The 21,579-nt window shown below is 64.1% G+C and carries 13 protein-coding genes, 1 tRNA gene and 1 pseudogene; 1 reads left to right on the plus strand and 14 read right to left on the minus strand.

Translation table 11 applies throughout. The features are described 5' to 3' along the window. Positions 1–120: 120 nt before the first annotated feature. The 12 genes from AWJ14_RS15895 to tuf form a co-directional block, all read right to left on the minus strand. On the minus strand, positions 121–1,173 hold the full coding sequence (locus tag AWJ14_RS15895) for a cytochrome-c peroxidase (protein WP_066181287.1): 1,053 nt from the start codon (positions 1,171–1,173) through the stop codon (positions 121–123). Positions 1,174–1,359: 186 nt separating this feature from the next. Next, a complete protein-coding gene (gene rpoC, locus AWJ14_RS15900) occupies positions 1,360–5,568 on the minus strand; it encodes a DNA-directed RNA polymerase subunit beta' (protein WP_066181291.1) in 4,209 nt (1,402 codons plus the stop codon). 176 nt (positions 5,569–5,744) lie between these two features. Further along, entirely contained in the window at positions 5,745–9,917 is a 4,173-nt protein-coding gene (rpoB, locus tag AWJ14_RS15905) for a DNA-directed RNA polymerase subunit beta (RefSeq protein WP_066181293.1), read from the minus strand. 256 nt (positions 9,918–10,173) lie between these two features. Continuing rightward, on the minus strand, positions 10,174–10,551 hold the full coding sequence (gene rplL, locus AWJ14_RS15910) for a 50S ribosomal protein L7/L12 (RefSeq protein WP_066181295.1): 378 nt from the start codon (positions 10,549–10,551) through the stop codon (positions 10,174–10,176). A 61-nt stretch (positions 10,552–10,612) separates the two neighbouring features. After that, the gene (gene rplJ, locus AWJ14_RS15915) at positions 10,613–11,131 is read right to left on the minus strand and encodes a 50S ribosomal protein L10 (RefSeq protein ID WP_066181298.1); all 519 of its coding nucleotides are present in this window, start codon (positions 11,129–11,131) and stop codon (positions 10,613–10,615) included. A gap of 349 nt (positions 11,132–11,480) precedes the next feature. After that, complete coding sequence (gene rplA, locus AWJ14_RS15920) at positions 11,481–12,179, minus strand: 50S ribosomal protein L1 (protein ID WP_066181301.1); 699 nt, start codon at positions 12,177–12,179, stop codon at positions 11,481–11,483. 4 nt (positions 12,180–12,183) lie between these two features. After that, positions 12,184–12,612: a 50S ribosomal protein L11 gene (rplK, locus tag AWJ14_RS15925; protein WP_066181304.1), complete on the minus strand. Its 429-nt coding sequence runs from the start codon at positions 12,610–12,612 to the stop codon at positions 12,184–12,186. Positions 12,613–12,811: 199 nt separating this feature from the next. Next, positions 12,812–13,342: a transcription termination/antitermination protein NusG gene (gene nusG / locus AWJ14_RS15930; RefSeq protein WP_066181306.1), complete on the minus strand. Its 531-nt coding sequence runs from the start codon at positions 13,340–13,342 to the stop codon at positions 12,812–12,814. 13 nt (positions 13,343–13,355) lie between these two features. Then, positions 13,356–13,556, minus strand: a complete 201-nt coding sequence (gene secE / locus AWJ14_RS15935; RefSeq protein ID WP_066181309.1) for a preprotein translocase subunit SecE — start codon at positions 13,554–13,556, stop codon at positions 13,356–13,358. Between the two features lie 208 nt (positions 13,557–13,764). Beyond that, positions 13,765–13,840: transfer RNA gene (locus AWJ14_RS15940), tRNA-Trp, on the minus strand. Positions 13,841–14,084: 244 nt separating this feature from the next. After that, entirely contained in the window at positions 14,085–14,735 is a 651-nt protein-coding gene (locus AWJ14_RS15945) for a CatB-related O-acetyltransferase (RefSeq protein WP_083220306.1), read from the minus strand. Between the two features lie 431 nt (positions 14,736–15,166). Then, a complete protein-coding gene (gene tuf, locus AWJ14_RS15950) occupies positions 15,167–16,342 on the minus strand; it encodes an elongation factor Tu (RefSeq protein ID WP_066181278.1) in 1,176 nt (391 codons plus the stop codon). Positions 16,343–16,627: 285 nt separating this feature from the next. Between tuf and AWJ14_RS15955 the strand changes: the two genes are divergently transcribed. Continuing rightward, positions 16,628–18,163, plus strand: a complete 1,536-nt coding sequence (locus AWJ14_RS15955) for a cytochrome c (RefSeq protein WP_066181312.1) — start codon at positions 16,628–16,630, stop codon at positions 18,161–18,163. Between the two features lie 81 nt (positions 18,164–18,244). Here the strand turns inward: AWJ14_RS15955 and AWJ14_RS15960 are convergent, their stop codons facing one another. After that, complete coding sequence (locus tag AWJ14_RS15960) at positions 18,245–19,402, minus strand: mandelate racemase/muconate lactonizing enzyme family protein (RefSeq protein ID WP_066181315.1); 1,158 nt, start codon at positions 19,400–19,402, stop codon at positions 18,245–18,247. Beyond that, positions 19,390–21,524, minus strand: a pseudogene (locus AWJ14_RS22250) (TRAP transporter permease). The gene AWJ14_RS15960 and the pseudogene AWJ14_RS22250 overlap by 13 nt, the downstream one beginning before the upstream one ends. Positions 21,525–21,579 lie beyond the last annotated feature (55 nt).

Genomic DNA, 21,579 nt, shown 5'->3' on the forward strand with positions numbered 1-21,579 from the left:
ACACGAATAGGGCCGCCCTTGTGCCGGGCGGCCCTTTCTCGTCCTGCAGGAGGGTGCTCCGGGATCATTCCCCGGCCCGGGGCCGGGAACCACGTCCCCGGAGCGGCATCCCCCGCAGCCTCAGTTCTTGACCTCGCCGCTCGGCCGCGGCGTGTCGGCGGTTTCCGCCGGCAGGATCGGATAGGTGACTTCCGGCACCTTGCCCGTGAGCGAGGTGAGGAAGGCCACGATCAGTTCGGCCTCTTCGTCGTTGATCTCCTGGCCCAGCTGCGACACGCCCATGATGCCCACGGCCTGCTTCAGGTCCCAGACCTTGCCGGAGTGGAAATAGGGCGCGGTGACGGCCACGTTGCGCAGTGGCGCGGCACGGAAGACATAGGAATCGTCGGCCGTCTTGGTGACTTCGAACCGGCCCTTGTCGTTCTCGGGCAGCACTTCCGCCCCCGGCTTTTCCACCAGGCCGAAGGGATAATAGCCCTCGCCGCCGACATTGACGCCAGCGTGGCAGGTCGAGCAACCCTTGTCCATGAACAGGGCCAGCCCCTTGAGCTGGTCGGCGTCCATGGCGTTGTCATCGCCATTGAGGAAAGCGTCGAAGGGCGCCGGTGTGATCAGCGTCGCCTCGAAGGCCTCGATCGCCTTGGCGAAGTTGTCGAAGGTGGTCGGGTCCTCCTCGCCGGGGAAGGATGCGGTGAACCATGTGACATAGTCGGGCATGGATTTCAGCGTGGCGACCACCTGGTCCGGCGTGTTGGCCATTTCGACGCCGGCCTGGACCGGGCCCTTGGCCTGGGCTGCCAGGTCGTCGGCGCGGCCATCCCAGAACTGGGCGATGTTGAAGACGGCGTTGAAGACGGTCGGCGCGTTGCGCGGCCCCTTCTGCCAGCCGTGGCCGATCGACGTTTCGAGATTGTCGTCGCCGCCGGTGCCGAGATTGTGGCAGGAATTGCAGGAAAAGACGCCCGAAGCCGACATGCGCGGATCGAAGAACAGCGCCTTTCCGAGCGCGATCTTGTCCGGCGTGATCGGGTTGTTGGCAACCGCGGGCGTCGTCGACGGCAACGGCTTGAAAAGCTCCAGCGCGCTTTCGCGCAAATCGGCCGGCGATGGATCGGCGGCGAAAGCCGTGCCCGCCAGGAGCACTGCCGCGATCGTTGTGATGATTTTCGTCATTGTAACCTCCGTTCGGTGTGAACGGCGGCCAGTTTAGAATGCCTCCAATTCGCGCATTTGTTCCAGATCAACAAAAACGCAATTCGTCCCACCCCCGAAGCAAAAAACGCCCGGGGTGGTGTACCCCGGGCGTTTCGATTTGGTGTGACAGGTTGGCGCGGATGGCGCCCCCTGCCCGGCGCTGCCTTATTCGGCGGGCGTCGGCTCTTCGCTGGTCATGTTGGTCAGCATCGGAGCCGCGGTTTCCGCACCCGAGGTCTTGCGGCGCTCGTCGAGAATCAGATCGTCGCGCGAGGTTGCGATGCGACGGATCTGGGTCATGGTGCCGCCGGTACCCGCGGGCACCAGACGTCCGACGATGACGTTTTCCTTCAGACCCTGCAGCGTGTCGACCTTGCCGGCAACGGCTGCTTCGGTGAGCACCTTCGTGGTCTCCTGGAAGGAGGCCGCGGAGATGAAGGATGGCGTCTGCAGCGAGGCCTTGGTGATGCCGAGAAGCACCGGCACGCCATAGGCAGGCTTCTTGCCTTCCTCGATCAGGCGCTCGTTGGCGTTTTCCAGTTCGATCTGGTCGACATTGTCGCCGACGATGTAGATCGAATCGCCGGAGTCGGTGATTTCCACCTTCTGCAGCATCTGCCGGACGATCACCTCGATGTGCTTGTCGTTGATCAACACGCCCTGCAACCGGTAGACTTCCTGGATCTCGTTGACGAGGTAGGAGGCCAGAGCCTCCACGCCCTTGATCGCCAGGATGTCGTGCGGCGCTGGGTTGCCGTCGAGGATGTAGTCACCCTTTTCGATGAAGTCGCCGTCCTGAAGGTGGAACGGCTTGCCCTTCGGAATGAGATATTCCACGGGCTCGACGCCATCTTCGGCAGGCTCGATCAGGATGCGGCGCTTGTTCTTGTAGTCGCGGCCAAAGCGGATGGTGCCATCGATCTCGGCGATGATGGCGTGATCCTTCGGACGACGGGCCTCGAACAGTTCCGCCACGCGCGGCAGACCGCCGGTGATGTCCTTGGTCTTCGCGCTTTCGAGCGGCACGCGGGCGAGCACGTCGCCCTGGCTGACCTTGGAGCCGGGCTCGACCGACAGGATCGCGTCCACCGACAGCTGGAAGCGGGCTTCGCCGCCGCGGCCGAGCTTGGCGATCTCGCCGTCCTTGCCCTTGATGACGATTGCAGGCTTCAGGTCGGTGCCGCGCGGCGTCGAGCGCCAGTCGATGACCTGACGCTTGGTGATGCCGGTGGCCTCGTCGGTGGCTTCCAGGACCGAGATACCGTCGACGACGTCCTCGAATTCCACGGTGCCCTCGACTTCGGTCAGCATCGGACGGGTATAGGGGTCCCATTCCGCCAGACGCTGGCCGCGCTTGACCTGGTCACCGTCGTCCACGAACAGCTTGGAGCCGTAGGCCACCCGCTGCGAAGAACGCTCGGCGCCCTTCTCGTCGAGGATCTGCACGGCCATGCTGCGGCCCATGGCAATCAGGTTGCCGTCGGAGTTGCGCAGCATGTTGCGGTTCTTGATGCGGACCGTACCCTCGTAGGAGGCTTCCAGGAACGACTGGTCGACCACGGTGGCGGTGCCGCCAAGGTGGAAGGTACGCATCGTGAGCTGCGTGCCCGGCTCGCCGATCGACTGCGCGGCAATGACGCCGACAGCTTCGCCGATATTGACGGGCGTGCCGCGTGCCAGGTCGCGACCATAGCAGGTGCCGCAGATGCCGGTCTGGATGTCGCAGGTCAGCGGCGAGCGGATGCGCACCGACTGGATACCTGCGGCTTCGATCGCGACGACCTGGGCCTCATCGATCATCGAGCCAGCCTTGACCATCAGCTCGCCCGTGACCGGATGATTGATGTCGTCCAGCGTGGTGCGGCCCAGGATGCGCTGGCCGATCGACGCCACGACCTGGCCGGCATCGACGATCGCCGTCATGGTCAGGCCTTCGGTGGTGCCGCAATCGACATGGGTGACGATGCAGTCCTGGGCGACGTCGACGAGACGACGCGTCAGGTAACCGGAGTTGGCGGTCTTCAGCGCGGTGTCGGCCAGACCCTTACGGGCGCCGTGAGTCGAGTTGAAGTACTCGTTCACGGTCAGGCCTTCCTTGAAGTTCGAGATGATCGGCGTCTCGATGATCTCGCCCGACGGCTTGGCCATCAGGCCGCGCATGCCGCCCAGCTGACGCATCTGGCTCGGCGAACCACGCGCACCGGAGTGGCTCATCATGTAGATCGAGTTCATCTGCTTCTGGCGGCCGTTCTCATGGAACTCGACCGACTTGATGCGGGCCATCATTTCGTCGGCGACCTTTTCGGTCGCCTTGCCCCAGGCGTCGACAACCTTGTTGTACTTCTCGCCCTGGGTGATCAGGCCTTCGTTGTACTGCTGCTCGTATTCCTTCACCAGCGCGTCGGTATCGCCGACGATCTTGGCCTTGGAATCCGGGATCACCATGTCGTCCTTGCCGAACGAGATGCCGGCGCGGCAGGCATGGCCGAAGCCGAGCTGCATGATCCGGTCGCAGAAGATCACGGTGTCCTTCTGGCCGCAGTGGCGGTAGACGGTGTCGATCATCCGGGAAATGTTCTTCTTGGTCATTTCCTGGTTGCAGATGTCGAATGGCACATTGGCGTTGCGCGGCAGCAATTCGCCGATGATCATGCGGCCGGGCGTGGTTTCATAGATCTTCGACACCGGCTTGCCTTCGGCATCGACGGTCTTGAAGCGGCCCTTGATCTTGGTGTGCAGCGTGACGACCTTGCTCTCGAGCGCATGGTGCAGTTCGCCCATGTCGGAGAACACCATGCCCTGCCCCGGCTCGTTTTCGGCCTGGATCGAGAGATAGTACAGACCCAGCACCATGTCCTGCGACGGCACGATGATCGGCGCGCCGTTGGCGGGGTGCAGGATGTTGTTGGTCGACATCATCAGCACGCGGGCTTCGAGCTGGGCTTCGAGCGACAGCGGCACGTGCACGGCCATCTGGTCGCCGTCGAAGTCGGCGTTGAACGCGGTGCAGACGAGCGGATGCAGCTGGATCGCCTTGCCTTCGACCAGGGTCGGTTCGAAGGCCTGGATGCCCAGGCGGTGCAGCGTCGGCGCGCGGTTCAGGAGCACCGGATGCTCGCGGATGACCTCGTCGAGGATATCCCAGACTTCAGGCTTTTCCTTCTCGACCAGCTTCTTGGCCTGCTTGACGGTCGAGGAGTATCCCTTGGCGTCGAGACGGGCGTAGATGAACGGCTTGAACAGCTCGAGCGCCATCTTCTTCGGCAGGCCGCACTGGTGCAGCTTGAGTTCCGGACCGGTCACGATGACCGAACGGCCGGAATAGTCGACGCGCTTGCCGAGCAGGTTCTGGCGGAACCGGCCCTGCTTGCCCTTGAGCATGTCGGACAGCGACTTCAGCGGACGCTTGTTGGCGCCGGTGATGGTGCGGCCGCGGCGGCCGTTGTCGAACAGGGCGTCGACCGCTTCCTGAAGCATGCGCTTCTCGTTGCGGATGATGATGCCCGGCGCGCGCAGCTCGATCAGGCGCTTGAGGCGGTTGTTGCGGTTGATCACGCGGCGGTAGAGATCGTTGAGATCGGACGTCGCGAAGCGGCCGCCGTCGAGCGGCACCAGCGGACGCAGGTCCGGCGGGATCACCGGCACGATCTTCATGATCATCCATTCCGGGCGGTTGCCGGAATCGAGGAAGCTCTCGACGATCTTGAGCCGCTTCATCAGCTTCTTCTGCTTGAGGTCCGACGTCGTCGACGCAAGCTCGGTGCGCAGTTCGCCGGCGATCCGGTCGAGATCCATCGAGGCCAGCAGCTCATAGATGGCTTCCGCACCGATCATGGCGGTAAAGGAATCCTCGCCGAACTCGTCGACGGCCATGATGTACTCTTCCTCGGAGAGCAGCGAATGCTCCTTCAGCGAGGTCAGGCCCGGCTCAGTGACGATGTAGTTCTCGAAATACAGGACGCGCTCGATATCCTTGAGCGTCATGTCGAGCAGCGTGCCGATGCGCGAGGGCAGCGACTTCAGGAACCAGATATGGGCGACGGGCGCTGCGAGCTCGATATGGCCCATGCGCTCGCGGCGCACGCGGCTGAGCGTGACTTCGACGCCGCACTTCTCGCAGATGACGCCCTTGTACTTCATGCGCTTGTACTTGCCGCACAGGCACTCGTAGTCCTTGATCGGGCCAAAGATGCGGGCGCAGAACAGACCGTCGCGCTCCGGCTTGAAGGTCCGGTAGTTGATCGTTTCGGGCTTCTTGATCTCGCCGAACGACCAGGAAAGAATCTTCTCGGGGCTGGCGATCGAGATCCGGATGGAATCGAACGTCTGCGCCGGAACGTTATTGTTGAAAAGATTCATGACCTCATGGTTCATGCCTGTCTCCTTTTAGGGCTGTTCGCCCTTGGCTTGCGACGGCGCCGGCAGACACCCGGCTACAGGCCATCGCCTGAAATTCATAATGTCCGCGAGGTGCGCGGGTATTATCCCCTCCCCACCTCGGCGGGACGGAGACTGGCGCGAGGGATCCCGTCCCTCGCGCCTTCCAGGCTTTATTCAGCCGCGTCCGGCAGGTCTTCCGGCTCGACGATGCCGTCGATCTTGGCCGATTCCAGCTCGACGTTGAGACCGAGCGAGCGCATTTCCTTGACGAGAACGTTGAAGCTCTCGGGAATGCCGGCCTCGAAGGTGTCGTCGCCGCGCACGATGGCCTCGTAGACCTTGGTGCGGCCCGCCACGTCGTCCGACTTGACGGTGAGCATTTCCTGCAGGGTGTAGGCGGCACCATAGGCTTCCAGCGCCCAGACCTCCATTTCCCCGAAACGCTGACCGCCGAACTGCGCCTTGCCGCCCAGCGGCTGCTGGGTCACGAGCGAGTAAGGACCGATCGACCGCGCGTGGATCTTGTCGTCCACCAGGTGGTTCAACTTGAGCATGTAGATATAGCCCACGGTCACCGGACGGTCAAAGGTCTCGCCGGTACGCCCGTCATAGAGCGTCGACTGACCCGAGACGTTGAGCCCGGCCTGCTCGAGCATGACGTTGATGTCGGCCTCGACAGCCCCGTCGAACACCGGCGTGGCGATCGACACGCCGCGGCGGGTCTGCTCGGCCAGGCGCAGGATCGACGGATCGTCGTAGTCCTTGATCGGCTCGCCCTTCGGCCCGGTGCCGATGACGCTGTCGATGGTGTCGCGCAGCGGCTTGATGTCGCCGCCCTCGTTGTAGGCGTCGAGCATGGCGCCGATCTTCTTGCCCATGCCGGCACAGGCCCAGCCGAGATGGGTTTCGAGGATCTGCCCCACATTCATGCGCGAGGGCACGCCCAGCGGGTTGAGCACGATATCGACATGGGTCCCGTCTTCGAGGAACGGCATGTCCTCGCACGGCAGGATGCGGGAAACCACACCCTTGTTGCCGTGACGGCCGGCCATCTTGTCGCCCGGCTGGATCTTGCGCTTCACGGCGACGAAGACCTTGACCATCTTCATCACGCCCGGCGGCAGTTCGTCACCGCGCTGGACCTTCTCGACCTTGTCCATGAAGCGGCTTTCGAGCAGCTTCTTCGAATCGTCGTACTGGCCACGCAGGGCTTCGATCTCGCCCTGGAGCTTCTCGTCCTCGACGGCAAAGGTCCACCACTGCGAGCGCGGATAGTCGCCGATGGTCTCGGGCGTGACTTCGGTGCCCTTCTTGAAGCCCTTCGGCCCGGCGATGGCGACCTTGCCCGCCAGCATGTCCGACAGGCGGCCATAGACGTTGCGGTCGAGAATTGCCTGCTCGTCGTCGCGGTCCTTGGCGAGACGCTCGATTTCCTCGCGCTCGATCGCCATCGCGCGCTCGTCCTTTTCAACGCCGTGGCGGTTGAAGACGCGCACTTCCACGATGGTGCCGTAGGTTCCCGGCGGCATGCGCATGGAGGTGTCGCGCACATCCGATGCCTTCTCGCCGAAGATGGCGCGGAGCAGCTTCTCTTCCGGCGTCATCGGGCTTTCGCCCTTCGGCGTGATCTTGCCCACGAGAATGTCGCCCGGCGCCACTTCCGCGCCGATATAGACGATGCCGGCCTCATCGAGGTTGCGGAGCGCCTCTTCGGACACGTTCGGGATATCGCGGGTAATTTCTTCCGGCCCGAGCTTGGTGTCGCGCGCCATCACCTCGAACTCGTCGATGTGGATGGAGGTGAACACGTCATCGGAGACGATGCGCTCGGAGAGAAGGATCGAGTCCTCGTAGTTGTAGCCGTTCCAGGGCATGAACGCGACGAGCACGTTGCGGCCGAGCGCCAGATCGCCCAGGTCCGTCGACGGGCCGTCGGCGATGATGTCACCCTTGTTGATGACGTCGCCCACGGTGACCAGCGGACGCTGGTTGATGCAGGTGTTCTGGTTGGAGCGCTGGAACTTCTGCAGCCGGTAGATGTCGACGCCCGAGCGCGAGGCCGTCAGGTCCTCGGTGGCGCGGATGACGATACGGGTCGCGTCGACCTGGTCGACCACGCCGCCGCGGCGGGCCGCGATGGCAGCGCCCGAGTCACGGGCAACCACCGGCTCCATGCCGGTGCCCACGAACGGGGCTTCGGCGCGCACCAGCGGCACGGCCTGACGCTGCATGTTCGAGCCCATCAGAGCGCGGTTGGCGTCGTCGTTTTCCAGGAACGGGATCAGCGCGGCGGCGACCGACACCAGCTGGCGCGGCGACACGTCCATCAGGTCGATGTTTTCGCGCGGGGTCATCATCACGTCGCCGGAATGGCGGCAGACGACGAACTCGTTGACCAGGTGGCCGTCTTCGCTGACCTCGGCATTGGCCTGGGCGACGTGATACTTCGCCTCTTCCATGGCCGAGAGATAGATCACTTCCTTGGTGACCTTGCCGTCCTTGATCTTGCGGTACGGGCTTTCGATGAAGCCGTACTTGTTGACGCGCGCGAAGGTGGCGAGCGAGTTGATCAGACCGATGTTCGGGCCTTCCGGCGTCTCGATCGGGCAGATGCGGCCATAGTGGGTCGGGTGCACGTCGCGCACTTCGAAGCCGGCGCGCTCACGCGTCAGACCGCCCGGTCCAAGCGCCGAAAGACGGCGCTTGTGGGTGATCTCGGAGAGCGGGTTGACCTGGTCCATGAACTGCGACAGCTGCGAGGAGCCGAAGAATTCGCGCACTGCGGCGGCTGCCGGCTTGGCGTTGATCAGGTCCTGCGGCATCACGGTGTCGATCTCGATCGAGGACATGCGTTCCTTGATCGCGCGCTCCATGCGCAGAAGGCCGAGGCGATACTGGTTTTCCATCAGCTCGCCGACCGAGCGCACCCGGCGGTTGCCGAGGTTGTCGATATCGTCGATCTCGCCCTTGCCGTCGCGCAGCGCGACCAGCGTCTTGACCACGGCGATGATGTCGTCCTTGCGCAGCACGCGCACGGTGTCCTCGGCATCGAGGTCGAGGCGCATGTTCATCTTGACGCGGCCGACGGCCGACAGGTCGTAGCGCTCGGCGTCGAAGAACAGCGACTGGAACATCGCTTCGGCCGATTCCATGGTGGGCGGCTCGCCCGGACGCATGACACGGTAGATGTCGAACAGCGCTTCCTGGCGCGAGGTGTTCTTGTCCGCAGCCAGCGTGTTGCGGATATAGGCGCCGACGTTCAGATGGTCGATGTCGAGGATCTTGATCTCGTCATAGCCGGCCTCGATCAGGTCGATCAGGTTGCCCTTGCGCTCGCCGGTCTTGGCATCGATCGTGAAATCGAGTTCGTCGCCGGCCTCGAGATAGACTTCGCCGGTCTCGGGATTGACGATGTCCTCGGCCAGATAGCTGCCGACGAGGTCGTCGTCGCTGGCCTTGATCGACTTGACGCCCTTTTCGGTGAGCTGGCGCAGCAGCCGCGGGGTCAGCTTCTTGCCGGCCTCGACCACCACTTCGCCGGTGTCGGCGTCGATCATGTCGGAGAGCGCCTTCTGGCCCTTGAGCGTTTCGGGCTGGAACGGAATCCGCCAGCCTTCGCCGTCACGCACATAGACCGAGCTCGTGTAGAAGGTGTCGAGGATTTCCTCGGCATCCATGCCGAGCGCCATCAACAGCGACGAGGCCGGAATCTTGCGGCGGCGGTCGATGCGGGCATGGACGATGTCCTTGGCGTCGAACTCGATGTCGAGCCAGGAACCGCGATAGGGGATCACGCGGGCGGCGAACAGCAGCTTGCCCGAGGAGTGGCTCTTGCCCTTGTCGTGGTCGAAGAACACGCCCGGCGAACGGTGCATCTGCGAGACGATCACGCGCTCGGTGCCGTTGACGATGAAGGTGCCGTTGTCGGTCATGAGCGGCATGTCGCCCATGTAGACGTTCTGTTCCTTGATGTCCTTGATCGACTTGGCGCCGGTGTCCTCGTCGATATCGAACACGATCAGGCGCAGCGTCACCTTGAGCGGCGCCGAATAGGTCAGATCGCGCTGACGGCATTCCTCAACGTCGAACTTGGGCTGTTCGAATTCGTAGGAGACGAATTCCAGCATGGCACTGCCGGAAAAATCGGAAATCGGGAAAACCGACTTGAAAACTGCCTGCAATCCTTCGTCCGAACGGCCGCCGACGGGCTCGTCCACCATCAGGAACTGGTCATAGGATGCCTTCTGAACCTCGATGAGGTTCGGCATCTCCGCCACTTCCGGGATTTTTCCGAAGAACTTGCGTACGCGCCTACGACCATTGAAGGAAAGGGTCTGAGCCATCGTCGCTCCTTGTAATTTGCATCCGGGCCTGCAACAGACGGTCGCCGCTGGCCAAGCGACCCCGTCATCCAAATGACTTCGTTCAATCTCGTCTCGTCTACCAGGACGGCGCGGCCGGAGTGCCTTGCGGTCTGATGAGAAACCATCCTTTTGAAGAACCCATTACCCAAAAGCCGTTTTGCCGGCTTTTGGGTAATCGGTCGATCGACGGGCACGTCCGGGGAAGGATGACCTTCCCCGGACGCTGTATGGCGAATTACTTGATTTCGACCTTTGCGCCGGCCTCTTCAAGCTTCTTCTTGATGTCGTCGGCTTCGCCCTTCGACACGGCTTCCTTGACGGCCTTCGGAGCGGCTTCCACCAGATCCTTGGCTTCCTTGAGGCCGAGGCCGGTGATGCCGCGGACTTCCTTGATGACGTTGATCTTGTTGGCGCCGACATCGGCCAGGATCACATCAAATTCTGTCTTTTCTTCGGCAGCTTCAGCCGGAGCAGCAGCGCCGCCAGCGGCAGCAACAGCCACCGGAGCAGCGGCGGAGACGCCCCACTTTTCTTCGAGCATCTTCGAAAGCTCAGCAGCTTCCAGGACGGTCAGGTTGGAAAGGTCTTCCACGATTTTGGCGAGATCAGCCATTTTCATACTTCCTTGTATTCGGTTCGAACCGGTTTTGATCTAGTTACAGCGAAGTTCCGCCTTATGCGGCTTCGTCCTTCCGGGCGTAGGCGCCAATGACGCGCGCCACCGCACCCGCGGGTGCGTTGACGATCTGGGCGATGCGTGTCGCCGGGGTCTGAATAAGACCGACCAGCTTTGCGCGCATCTCGTCGAGCGACGGCATCGTGGCGAGAGCCTTGATCCCTTCGGCGTCGAGAATGGTCGCCCCCATCGCGCCACCAAGGATGACCAGCTTGTCGCTGACCTTGGTGAACTCGACGGCGATCTTCGGAGCGGTCACCGGATCCTCGCAATATGCGATGAGCGTCTGACCGGTGAAGAGGTCGGCGACCCCCTCGGACTCCGTGCCCTGAAGAGCGATCTTGGCAAGGCGGTTCTTCGCGACCTTGACGGTGCCGCCGGCTGTGCGCATGCGCGACCGAAGGTCGTTCATCTGCGCAACCGTCAGACCGGCGTAGTGGGCCACGACAACCGAACCGGCGTTGGTGAAAACACCGTTCAGTTCCGCGACGAATTCGCGTTTTTCCGCTCTATCCACTGCGTTTCTCCAGTTGGCAAGTGATGCATGCACCACCTGCCGGGTTTGCCTTTGCCGCCAGGGATTCTCGCGAATCCGCAAGCGACGCTTGAGGATCCTGTCCCCTTACGCCGGAACCGAAACACGGTAGCGGCACAAGGCAAGCTAGGTTCGAACCGCTGGGGCATTCACCCCGAAAACGGAACTTACCCGTCTCATGCAGGCCTTGCGATTAAGGCCATCCCCGAGGGGACAACCACCTGCAGTCTCGGACAGGGAGACCGGAACCCGAAGGTCCCGGACCTTTCCGGCCCAAAGGCCGGAAACTGATGAAAACCGGGACATTGCCCCGGTTTTCTAAACTTCTGTATCAGGCGACGGTGATCGACGACGGGTCGATCTTGACGCCCGGGCCCATGGTCGAGGAAATCGCCACGCGCTTGACATAGTTGCCCTTGGCGCCCGACGGCTTGGCCTTGATGACCGCATCGGCGAAAGCGCGGATGTTCTCCTGGATCTGCTCGGCGCCGAACGAGGCCTTGCCGATCCCGGCATGGACGATGCCGGCCTTTTCGACGCGGAACTCGACGGCTCCGCCCTTCGAGGCCTTGACGGCGCCGGCCACGTCGGCGGTCACGGTGCCGACCTTCGGGTTCGGCATCATGCCGCGCGGGCCGAGCACCTTGCCGAGACGGCCGACCAGCGGCATCATGTCCGGCGTCGCGATGCAACGGTCGAACTCGATGGTGCCGCCCTGGACTATTTCGACCAGGTCTTCCGCACCGACCACGTCCGCGCCGGCCGCACGGGCCTCTTCGGCCTTGTCGCCGCGGGCGAAGACGCCGACGCGCACGGTACGGCCGGTGCCATTCGGCAGGTTGACGACGCCACGGACCATCTGGTCGGCATGGCGCGGATCGACGCCGAGATTCATCGACACTTCGATGGTCTCGTCGAACTTGGCGATGGCGCGATCCTTGATCAGGGACACGGCTTCGTCGAGCGGGTAGAGCTTGTTGCGGTCAACGCCTTCGTTGACCTTCTGCATGCGCTTTGCAATCTTTGCCATGGTCTTAGCCCTTCACTTCCAGGCCCATGGAGCGGGCGGAGCCCTCGACCATGGCCATCGCGCCTTCGATGTCGGCTGCGTTGAGGTCCTTCATCTTGGCCTCGGCGATCGCCCGCACCTGATCCTTGGTCACGGAGCCGGCGAGTTCCTTGCCGGGCGCCTTGGAGCCGGACTTGAGCTTGGCTTCCTTCTTGAGGAAGTAGCTCACCGGCGGCTGCTTGCGCGCGAAGGTGAAGGACTTGTCCTGGTAGTAGGTGATGACGACCGGAATCGGCATGCCCTTTTCCATGTCCTGCGTGGCGGCATTGAACGCCTTGCAGAATTCCATGATGTTGATGCCGCGCTGACCAAGAGCCGGACCGATCGGGGGCGACGGGGTCGCCGAACCTGCCGGAACCTGCAGCTTGAGCTGGCCTGCAACTTTCTTAGCCATTTTCTCTCTGCCTTTTGTTTGCGACAGCGCCGGAGCGCCATCCTGTGCCGGACCTGCCGGCGGCTGCGGTTGCGTGGTGCGGCTCGCAGACCGGCTTCAGCCTGCCCACCTTCCACGCGCGTTCGCTGCCGGCCGGGCCGGCAACGCAAATGCCCGCCCGCGCCTTCGTGACGAAAGCGCGGGCCGGGCACAAATCCTGTCAGACCTTCTCGACCTGACCGTATTCGAGTTCGACCGGGGTGGCCCGACCGAAGATGGACACTTCGACCTTGAGGCGCGAGCGCTCTTCGTCGACTTCCTGAACGGTGCCGTTGAACGAGGCGAACGGACCGTCGGAGACCCGCACCTGCTCGCCGATCTCGAAGGCGATCGAGGGCTTCGGGCGCTCGACGCCCTCCTGCACCTGCGTGAGGATGCGCTCGGCTTCGGAATCCGGAATCGGAACCGGCTTGGAATCGCTGCCCAGGAAGCCCGTGACCTTCGGCGTGTTCTTGATCAGGTGGAACGCCTCGTCGGTCAGATCGGCGCGCACCATCACATAGCCCGGAAAGAACTTGCGCTCGGCGTCGACCTTGCGGCCGCGACGCACCTCGACGACCTTCTCGGTCGGCACCAGGATCTTCTCGAACAGATGGCTCAGCCCCTTCTGGCGGGCCTGCTCCTCGATCGAGTCGGCAACCTTCTTTTCGAAATTCGAATAGGCGTGAACGATGTACCAGCGTGCAGTCATGTTACCCTCCGCCTCATGCGCCGACATTCAGGATGAGCGAGATCGCCCAGCCCAGCGCCTGGTCGGCCGCAAAGAAGAAAATGGAGGCCAGAATCACCATCACGAGCACCATGATCGTCGAGATCGAGGTCTCGCGGCGCGACGGCCACTTCACTTTCGCGGTTTCGGTCCGGACCTGCTGGAGGAACGTAAACGGATTTGTTCTTGATGCCATTTTTTGTCCACGCTTATACGGCGCGTAAAGCCGGTCTCCCAGCCCCACACACCGCGTGTCTGTTATCGACTACATAAAGCCCGATTCCCGAAATCACAAGAGGGAGCAGGCTTTTTTATCCATCTGCAGCGGATGTGGCCCGAAGCTTGCTACCGGCAGGCCGTTCCGCACCAGTCGGGGCCGCGCCGAATCCGGCACCTTGGCCGGCTGGCAGGGGCAGCAGGACTCGAACCTGCGACCTACGGTTTTGGAGACCGTCGCTCTACCAACTGAGCTATACCCCTAGGCTGGTGGCGGTCCTGATAGCGTCAAAAGCGGGGGCATTGCAACAAAGAAGTGACGGCAAAAGCGATACCCGCGGCATTTTTTGTGTGTGACCCCGAAACCGTCGGCCTGCAGGACGGCGACAGACCCGTCCCAAGCCGGTTTCCAACCGCCCGGACCCGCCATCGGCCGGGGCCTGAAGCGCCTCCCCGCGTGCCTGCCATCTTGCGGAATCGCGGTGCGCTGTCACGCCCCGGTGCGGCGTCAGGCCGCACGCTCAAGCGCATCGATATCGGCACCGGTGATCGCTTCGACATTGCGCTCGATCCGCTCGACCGGCCAATCCCACCAGGCAACCGCCAAGAGCCGCCGGATGGTGTCGGGATCGAATCGCCTGCGCACGACGCGGGCGGGATTGCCGGCCACCACGGCGTAATCGGGGACGTCGCGCGTGACCACGGCGCGCGACGCGACGATCACGCCATTGCCGATGCTGACACCCGGCATCACCACCGATTCGAAACCGAGCCAGACATCGTTGCCGATCACGGTATCGCGCTGGCCGCCGATCTCCTTGGCATAGGCGCCGATCAGTTCCTGTTTGAACACCGCGAAGGGGAATGTGGAAAAGCCGCTCATGGCATGGTTGGCCGAGGCGGTGATGAAGCGGCACCCGGCCGCGATCTGGCAAAAGCGGCCGATCCGCAACTGCTCGGGCGCGCCGGGATAGAGATAGGGTGCAATCTCCGAAGCATAGTCTGCGGGCGTGTGATCGCCCGAGTAATAGCTGAAGGCGCCGATGGTGATGTTCGGGTGGTCGATCACCTGGTTGAGATGCACGGTCCCCTCATGGGGCGTGCCGTCGGGCAGGACGATCGGGTGGCGCAAGCCGGAGTCGAGAAAGGGTCGCTTCATCAGATGGTTCTCTTTGCTGTCGATGACCTGGTCCGGGCGGGCTGATCTCCCGAGGGGCTCCCCTCGCCGCCTAGCCGATCCTCCCGGAGGATGCGACCAGGCTGGCTCCGCACCGTGTCGAGACTGCAACGAAGTTGCGCCGGCTATCGTTCCACGGCCCGGCATGCGGGGCCGCCCGAAGACCGGGCACGGCGGTTCCTTGGGCAGGCTCCCGCGCCCCGCAGCCGGGCGCGAAAAACGCGCCTTGCGGCGCGTTGTGCAATCCCTTCGGTGCGGTCGGCCGCTTTGCGTCCTCGCCGATACGATCATCGATTACTCGATGATCAAGGCGACGATGCCGGCGCCGCAAACAGAAAACGCGCCTCTCGGCGCGTTTTCCAATCTCTTGAGTGCCGTCGGCGGGCTTGCACCATCGCCGACGCGAAAATCGATTACTCGATGATCGAGGCGACGATGCCGGCGCCGACGGTGCGGCCGCCTTCGCGGATGGCGAAGCGCAGCTTCTCTTCCATCGCGATCGGCACGATCAGCTGAACTTCAGCCGAGATGTTGTCGCCCGGCATCACCATTTCCGTGCCTTCCGGCAGCGTCACCACGCCCGTCACGTCGGTCGTGCGGAAGTAGAACTGCGGACGGTAGTTGGTGAAGAACGGCGTGTGACGGCCACCCTCTTCCTTGGTCAGGATGTAGGCTTCTGCCGTGAACTTGGTGTGCGGCTTGACCGAACCCGGCTTGCACAGGATCTGGCCGCGCTCCACGTCCTCGCGGCCGATGCCGCGCAGCAGTGCGCCGATGTTGTCGCCGGCCTGGCCCTGGTCGAGCAGCTTGCGGAACATTTCAACGCCCGTGCACACCGTCTTCTGGGTGGCGCGGATACCGACGATCTCGATTTCCTCACCGACCTTGACCACGCCGCGCTCGACGCGACCGGTCACAACCGTGCCGCGGCCCGAGATCGAGAACACGTCTTCGATCGGCATCAGGAACGGCTGGTCGATCGGACGCTCGGGCGTCGGGATGTATTCGTCGACGGCAGCCATCAGCGCGCGGATCGCGTCTTCGCCCTGGGCCTTGTCGCCATCGTTGAGCGCGACCAGGGCCGAGCCCTTGATGATCGGAATGTCGTCGCCCGGGAAGTCGTAGGACGACAGCAGTTCGCGCACTTCCATCTCGACGAGCTCGAGCAGCTCCTCGTCGTCGACCTGGTCGACCTTGTTGAGGAACACCACCAGCGACGGAACGCCGACCTGACGGGCGAGCAGGATGTGCTCGCGGGTCTGCGGCATCGGGCCGTCAGCGGCCGAAACCACCAGGATCGCGCCGTCCATCTGCGCGGCACCCGTGATCATGTTCTTCACATAGTCGGCGTGGCCGGGGCAGTCGACGTGGGCGTAGTGGCGCTTTTCGGTTTCGTATTCGACATGCGCCGTCGAAATGGTGATGCCGCGGGCCTTCTCTTCCGGCGCTGCGTCGATCTGGTCGTAGGCCTTGAATTCACCGTAGAACTTCGTGATCGCTGCCGTCAGCGACGTCTTGCCGTGGTCAACGTGACCGATCGTGCCGATGTTCACATGCGGCTTAGTGCGCTCGAACTTACCCTTTGCCATCGTCCTTAATCCTGTAATCCTGTTGGCAGACTGTGGAACCGGACATCTAGACGCCGGCTCCCGCGATGAGTTACCGCGACATAAGGCTTTGGATCGGCTTTCGCAAGCACAAATCTCGCGGTGCCCGGGCGGGGAACGGCCGGCCGGGCCGTGGCGGACCCGGGTCCGCGACGCCAGAATCGATCCCTTGCACAAAGCGCGGAACCAAATACCGGCTGCCGCGTTCCTTGCAGGCGGGCCGCGTGCGCGCCGGGCCCGATCATGCCCGCGTTTCCGGAGACAGCCATGACCAATTTGCCCCCCCGAAGCCTGATTTCAGCGGCGGCGAGCCTCTGCGTGCTCGTCCTCGGCCTCACCGCCCCTGCGCCAGCGGCAACCGGGGGCGATCCGGCCGCATCCGGCGTTTCGGAGGACGGCCGCTATCTCTCGATCGCCGCCGGCTGTGCCGCCTGCCACACCGCGCCGGGCGGCAAGCCCTATGCCGGCGGCACGGTGCTCTCGACCCCGTTCGGCAAGCTCGCCGCCCCCAACATCACCCCGGACCCGGAAACCGGAATCGGCGGCTGGACCCGCGACGATTTCGAAGCCGCCCTGCGCCAGGGCCGCGGCAAGGACGGGATGCCGCTCTATCCGGCGATGCCCTACACGCACTACACCGGGATGACCGATGCGGACATCGATGGGCTCTGGTCCTATGTCAAATCGCTCACCCCGGTGACCAACAAGGTCGAGGTCAACCGCCTGCCTTTCCCCTTCGACATCCGCGCCTCGCTCTATCTGTGGCAGACGCTCTATTTCGAGCCCGGCCGGTTCGAGCCCGACCCCGCCAAGAGCGAGGAGTGGAACCGGGGGGCCTATCTGACCCATGCGCTCGGCCATTGCGGCGCCTGCCACACGCCGCGCGACGCACTCGGCGGACCGCTCAAGGATCATGAATTCGAGGGCGCCCGCATCGAGGAATGGTATGCGCCCGACATTTCCAACCGGCCCGGCTCGGTGATCGCCGACTGGGACGTGGACACGCTCAAGGCACGGCTCGACGGCACCGACGGCGGCAATCATGCGATGGTCGGCTCGATGCGCGATGTCGCCAAGGAACTCAAGCAGATGAGCGACGCGGATCTGCACGCGATCGCCACCTATCTCAAGGATCAGCCGGCACGGCCCGAGCAATCCCCCGCGCCGGCCGTGGCGGAGGCGGAGATCGGCGCCGGCACCGCAGAGCTCTATCAGTCGAAATGCCAGGCCTGCCACGGCGCCGACGGGCGCGGCACCCCGGGGATTGCCGCCTCGCTGGTCGGCGCCGGCGCGGTGCTGGCCGACAAGCCGCACAACGTCATTTCCGTGCTGCTCGAAGGCATCGGCCCCGAAGGCACTTATGGCGTGATGCCGAGCTTCCGTCCCCTGTCGGACACCGACATCGCCCGGCTGGCCAATTATGTGCGCTCGTCCTGGGGCAATGACGCGCCCGCGACCGCCGGCCCCGATCTGGTGCACGCGCTGCGCCGGGTGACGGACTCCGATCCCGCGGCCCTCAAGGCCGCCTATTGCCCGAATGTGGAAGCGGGCAAGGCGGATGCGGCGCTGCGCGCACGGCTCGCCGAACTCGCCACGCATGCCACCGTCAGCCCCGACGAAGTCCGGGATCTCGCAGGCCGCTACGACGCGCTCAATCCCGGCGCGAGCCGCGAAGACCGGATGCGCGACCTGGGCGGCCTGATGTGCCAGGAAGTGGTCAAGACCGGCGCCGGAAAATCGACCGTGATCCTGCGCGAACTCAACCTGTTCAACGCCCTGATGCAGGATTTGAACGCCGGATAGAACAAAGACACGGACGGGAATCCCCTCCCCGTCCGTGCCGTGCGCAGCCTCGCCTGAGCGCGATGTCTGGTCGTCCGCGCCTCAGGCGGCGAGATCGTGGGCGAGGAACGGTGTGAGCCGTTCCCTGTCGATCTCGACACCCAGGCCCGGCTCGCGGGGAACTTCCAGCTTGCCGTTGCTGATCCGGCTTTCGGGCGGGTTCTTGAGCACCTGCACGTAGTTGTTTGCTTCGGGAAAGTAGGGATAGGTCTCGAGCGGCATCGGGCTCGCCGTCGCCATCCAGGCCTGCATCGACACCGCCGTGCACAGCGACGAGGCGCAATTGTGCGGGGAGACGCGCGCATTGTGCGCCTCCGCCATGGCCGCGATCTGCACCAGTTCGAAGATGCCGCCGCAATTGCCGACATCCGGCATGACGATGTCGACACCGCCGGTCTCGAGCAGGTTCTTGAAGCCGTTGCGGGTATAGATGCGCTCGCCGGCCGCGATCGGAATGTTCCAGCGCCCGCGCAGTTCGCGCAGTCCGCCGAGATTGAACGGGTCGAGCGGTTCTTCCACCCAGGACACGCCCGTCTCCTCGCAAACGGCCATGAACCGGATCAGCTGGTCGTTGTTGAGCCCGCCGCTCAGGTCGACGAGGATTTCCGCCTGGTCGCCCACGACCTCCTTCAAGGTGCGCATGCGCCTGACCGCGACGTCGAAGGCTTCCGGCGACAGCGCGCGGCGGGTGACGTGCCGCAGGGTTCCGTTCGGCTGGCGCACCGCAAGCGGATAGGTCTTGAGCATCGTGTACCCCTCTTTCAGGGGACGCTCGGCAGCACGCGCCCATTCGAGCACGTCGTCGTGGCGGTAGTTCCAGCCATTGGCATAGACCGGAATGCTGTCATGGAAATTGCCGCCGAACAGCTCCCACACCGGCACGCCCAGCGACTTTGCCTTGATGTCCCAGAGCGCCTGGTCGATGGCGCTGAGCGCGGCGAAGACGATCGCGCCGCCGCCCTTGGTCCAGAACGAGTGGTCGTAGACCTCGTGATAGACATTGCGCGGAAAGGACGGGTCGGCGCCGATCACCTTGGGGGAGAGATCGGCGAGCATGCCGGCGACCGCCTGGGCGCCGATGCCATAGGCGACGGCGGCCTCGCCCCATCCGGTGATGCCCTCGTCGGTGACGAGCTCGACCAGCACCGGGTGCAACTCGCCCCGGGTGATGCGGTAGATTTTCATGTTCACGACACGCATGTCGACGCATTCCTTCTGTTTTTCTGGATCAGGAGATAACCGCCCATCGGCAGGATCAGCACGAGGCCGGCGATATCGGAGGCATTGCCCGGAACGGTCAGCAGCAGGCCCGCCAGGAAGACCGGAAGCGACTGCCACCAGCGCAACTCGACGAACAGGTAGCGAGACAGGGCCGCCGACATGACGATCACGCCAAGCGCGCAGGTGCCGCCGTCCTGAACCAGGCTGCGCCAAGTGAAGCCGTCGGTGACCAGCAAGAGCGAGGGCGCGTAGCAGAACACCATCGGCACCACGATCTTGCCGATGCCGAGCTTGAACGCCTCGATGCCGGTGCGGAACGGCGGCGACTGGGCGATCGCGGCCGCGGCGAAGGCGGTGGTGCAGACCGGCGGGGTGAGTTCCGCGATGATGCCGTAATAGAAGACGAACATGTGCGAGGCGATCGGCGGGACGCCGAGCTGCGACAGCGTCGGCTGCGCCACGGTGGCAAGCAGGATGTAGAGCGCCGTCGTCGGCAAGCCCGCGCCCATCAGGATGCAGCAGATCGCGATCAGCACCAGCGACAGGAACAGCTGCATGTCGGCAATGGCGATCGGCAGCACCGCATGCAGCGATTCCGCCATCTGCGCGGCCCCTGTGGTGACCATGAAGCCGACCCGGAAGCCGACGCCGGTGGTGTTGATGACGCCGACGGTGATGCCCACGACCGCGGCGGCGACGCCGACCACGACCGAATATTTCGCACCGAGCGCCAGCGCGTCCGCCAGTTGCCCCAGGGATTGCGGCTCGTCGTTGCGCCACGCGGCGACGATGGCGGCTGCGACCAGGAAAAGCGCCAGCGGCAGGCTGAACGAGCCGTCGAGCCCCTTCGAGACGACGAAGGCGATGAAGCCCGCGTTGAGGAGGAGCGTCACGGGCCTGCGCCAGGAGGTGAAGCCGAACAACGCGGCGACGCAGATGCCGACAAAGGCGGACATGTAGGGCGTGTAGCCGGAGAACAGGATGATCAGCAGCGCGGCCAGCGGAAAGACATGGCGCCAGCCCCGCCGCCACACGCCGAAGACGTCGGACAGCCGGCTCGTGGTGTCGGGCGCAAGCCCGAGGCGCAGCGCGGTGAAATGCACCTGCGCATAGACGCCGGTATAATGCATGAGCGCGGGGACGATCGCCGCGACCACGATCGTCGTACTTCCAGAAACTCGGCCATGATGAAGGCGGCAGCCCCCATCAGCGGCGGCGTGATCTGCCCACCGGCGCTCGCGGCCGCCTCGACGGCCGCGGCGAAGATGCCCGGATATCCGAGACGCTTCATGTTGGGGATGGTGAGCGAGCCGGTCGAGACGGTGTTGGCGATCGCCGAGCCCGAGATCGACCCGAACAGCGCGGACGAAATCACGCTCACCTTGGCCGGTCCGCCGATCTGCCGGCCCGCGAGCGCCTGGGCGGTATCGATGAAGAAGTCCCCGAGACCGGTGCGCTGGGCGATCACGCCGAAGATCACGAACTGGATGACGATGGTCGAGACCACCCAGACCGGCAGCCCGAATATGCCTTCGGACGGGAAATAGATGTTGTTGACGAACTGGCGCCAGTCGACGCCCGGATGCTTGAGAATGTCGACGGGAATGCTGGGGCCGAACAGCGCATATCCGATCGCGACGAAGGAGATGATCGGCAAGGCCCAGCCGAGCGCGCGGCGCGACATTTCGATGGTGATGGCGATCAGCACGGTGCCGAAGAACAAGTCGAGGGCGTTCGGATTGCCCTGCCGCAGGGTCTGCGGCGCCACCGGGAAGGAGAAGCTGCCGAAGCCGATGCTGCCTCCCCGCCAGAAAAGCGGAAGATAGAGCAGCGAGGCAATTGCGAGCAGCATCAGGATCACGTCGAAGACCGGGATCCTGCTCGGCCCCGCCCCCGGCCGCGCGGGGCGGACGAGCGGGTAATAGGCAAAGGCGAAGATGGCGATCCCCGACAGGTGCAGGGCGATGTGGAGCCGCTGGACGGGAACGCCGAAGCCTGCGGTTGCCACATGATAGGCGGCAAAGAGCAGGGCCAGCGCCCACAGAACCTTGCGGATGCGCGGCGCAGGACGCCGGATTTCTGCGAAGTCTTCGGTTTCCATGATGTCGGCCAATCGGACAAGGGAGGGCGTGGGCCCGCGCCTTGCGGCGGTGCGC

Source organism: Parahoeflea olei, assembly GCF_001703635.1.
Lineage (GTDB): Bacteria > Pseudomonadota > Alphaproteobacteria > Rhizobiales > Rhizobiaceae > Hoeflea > Hoeflea olei.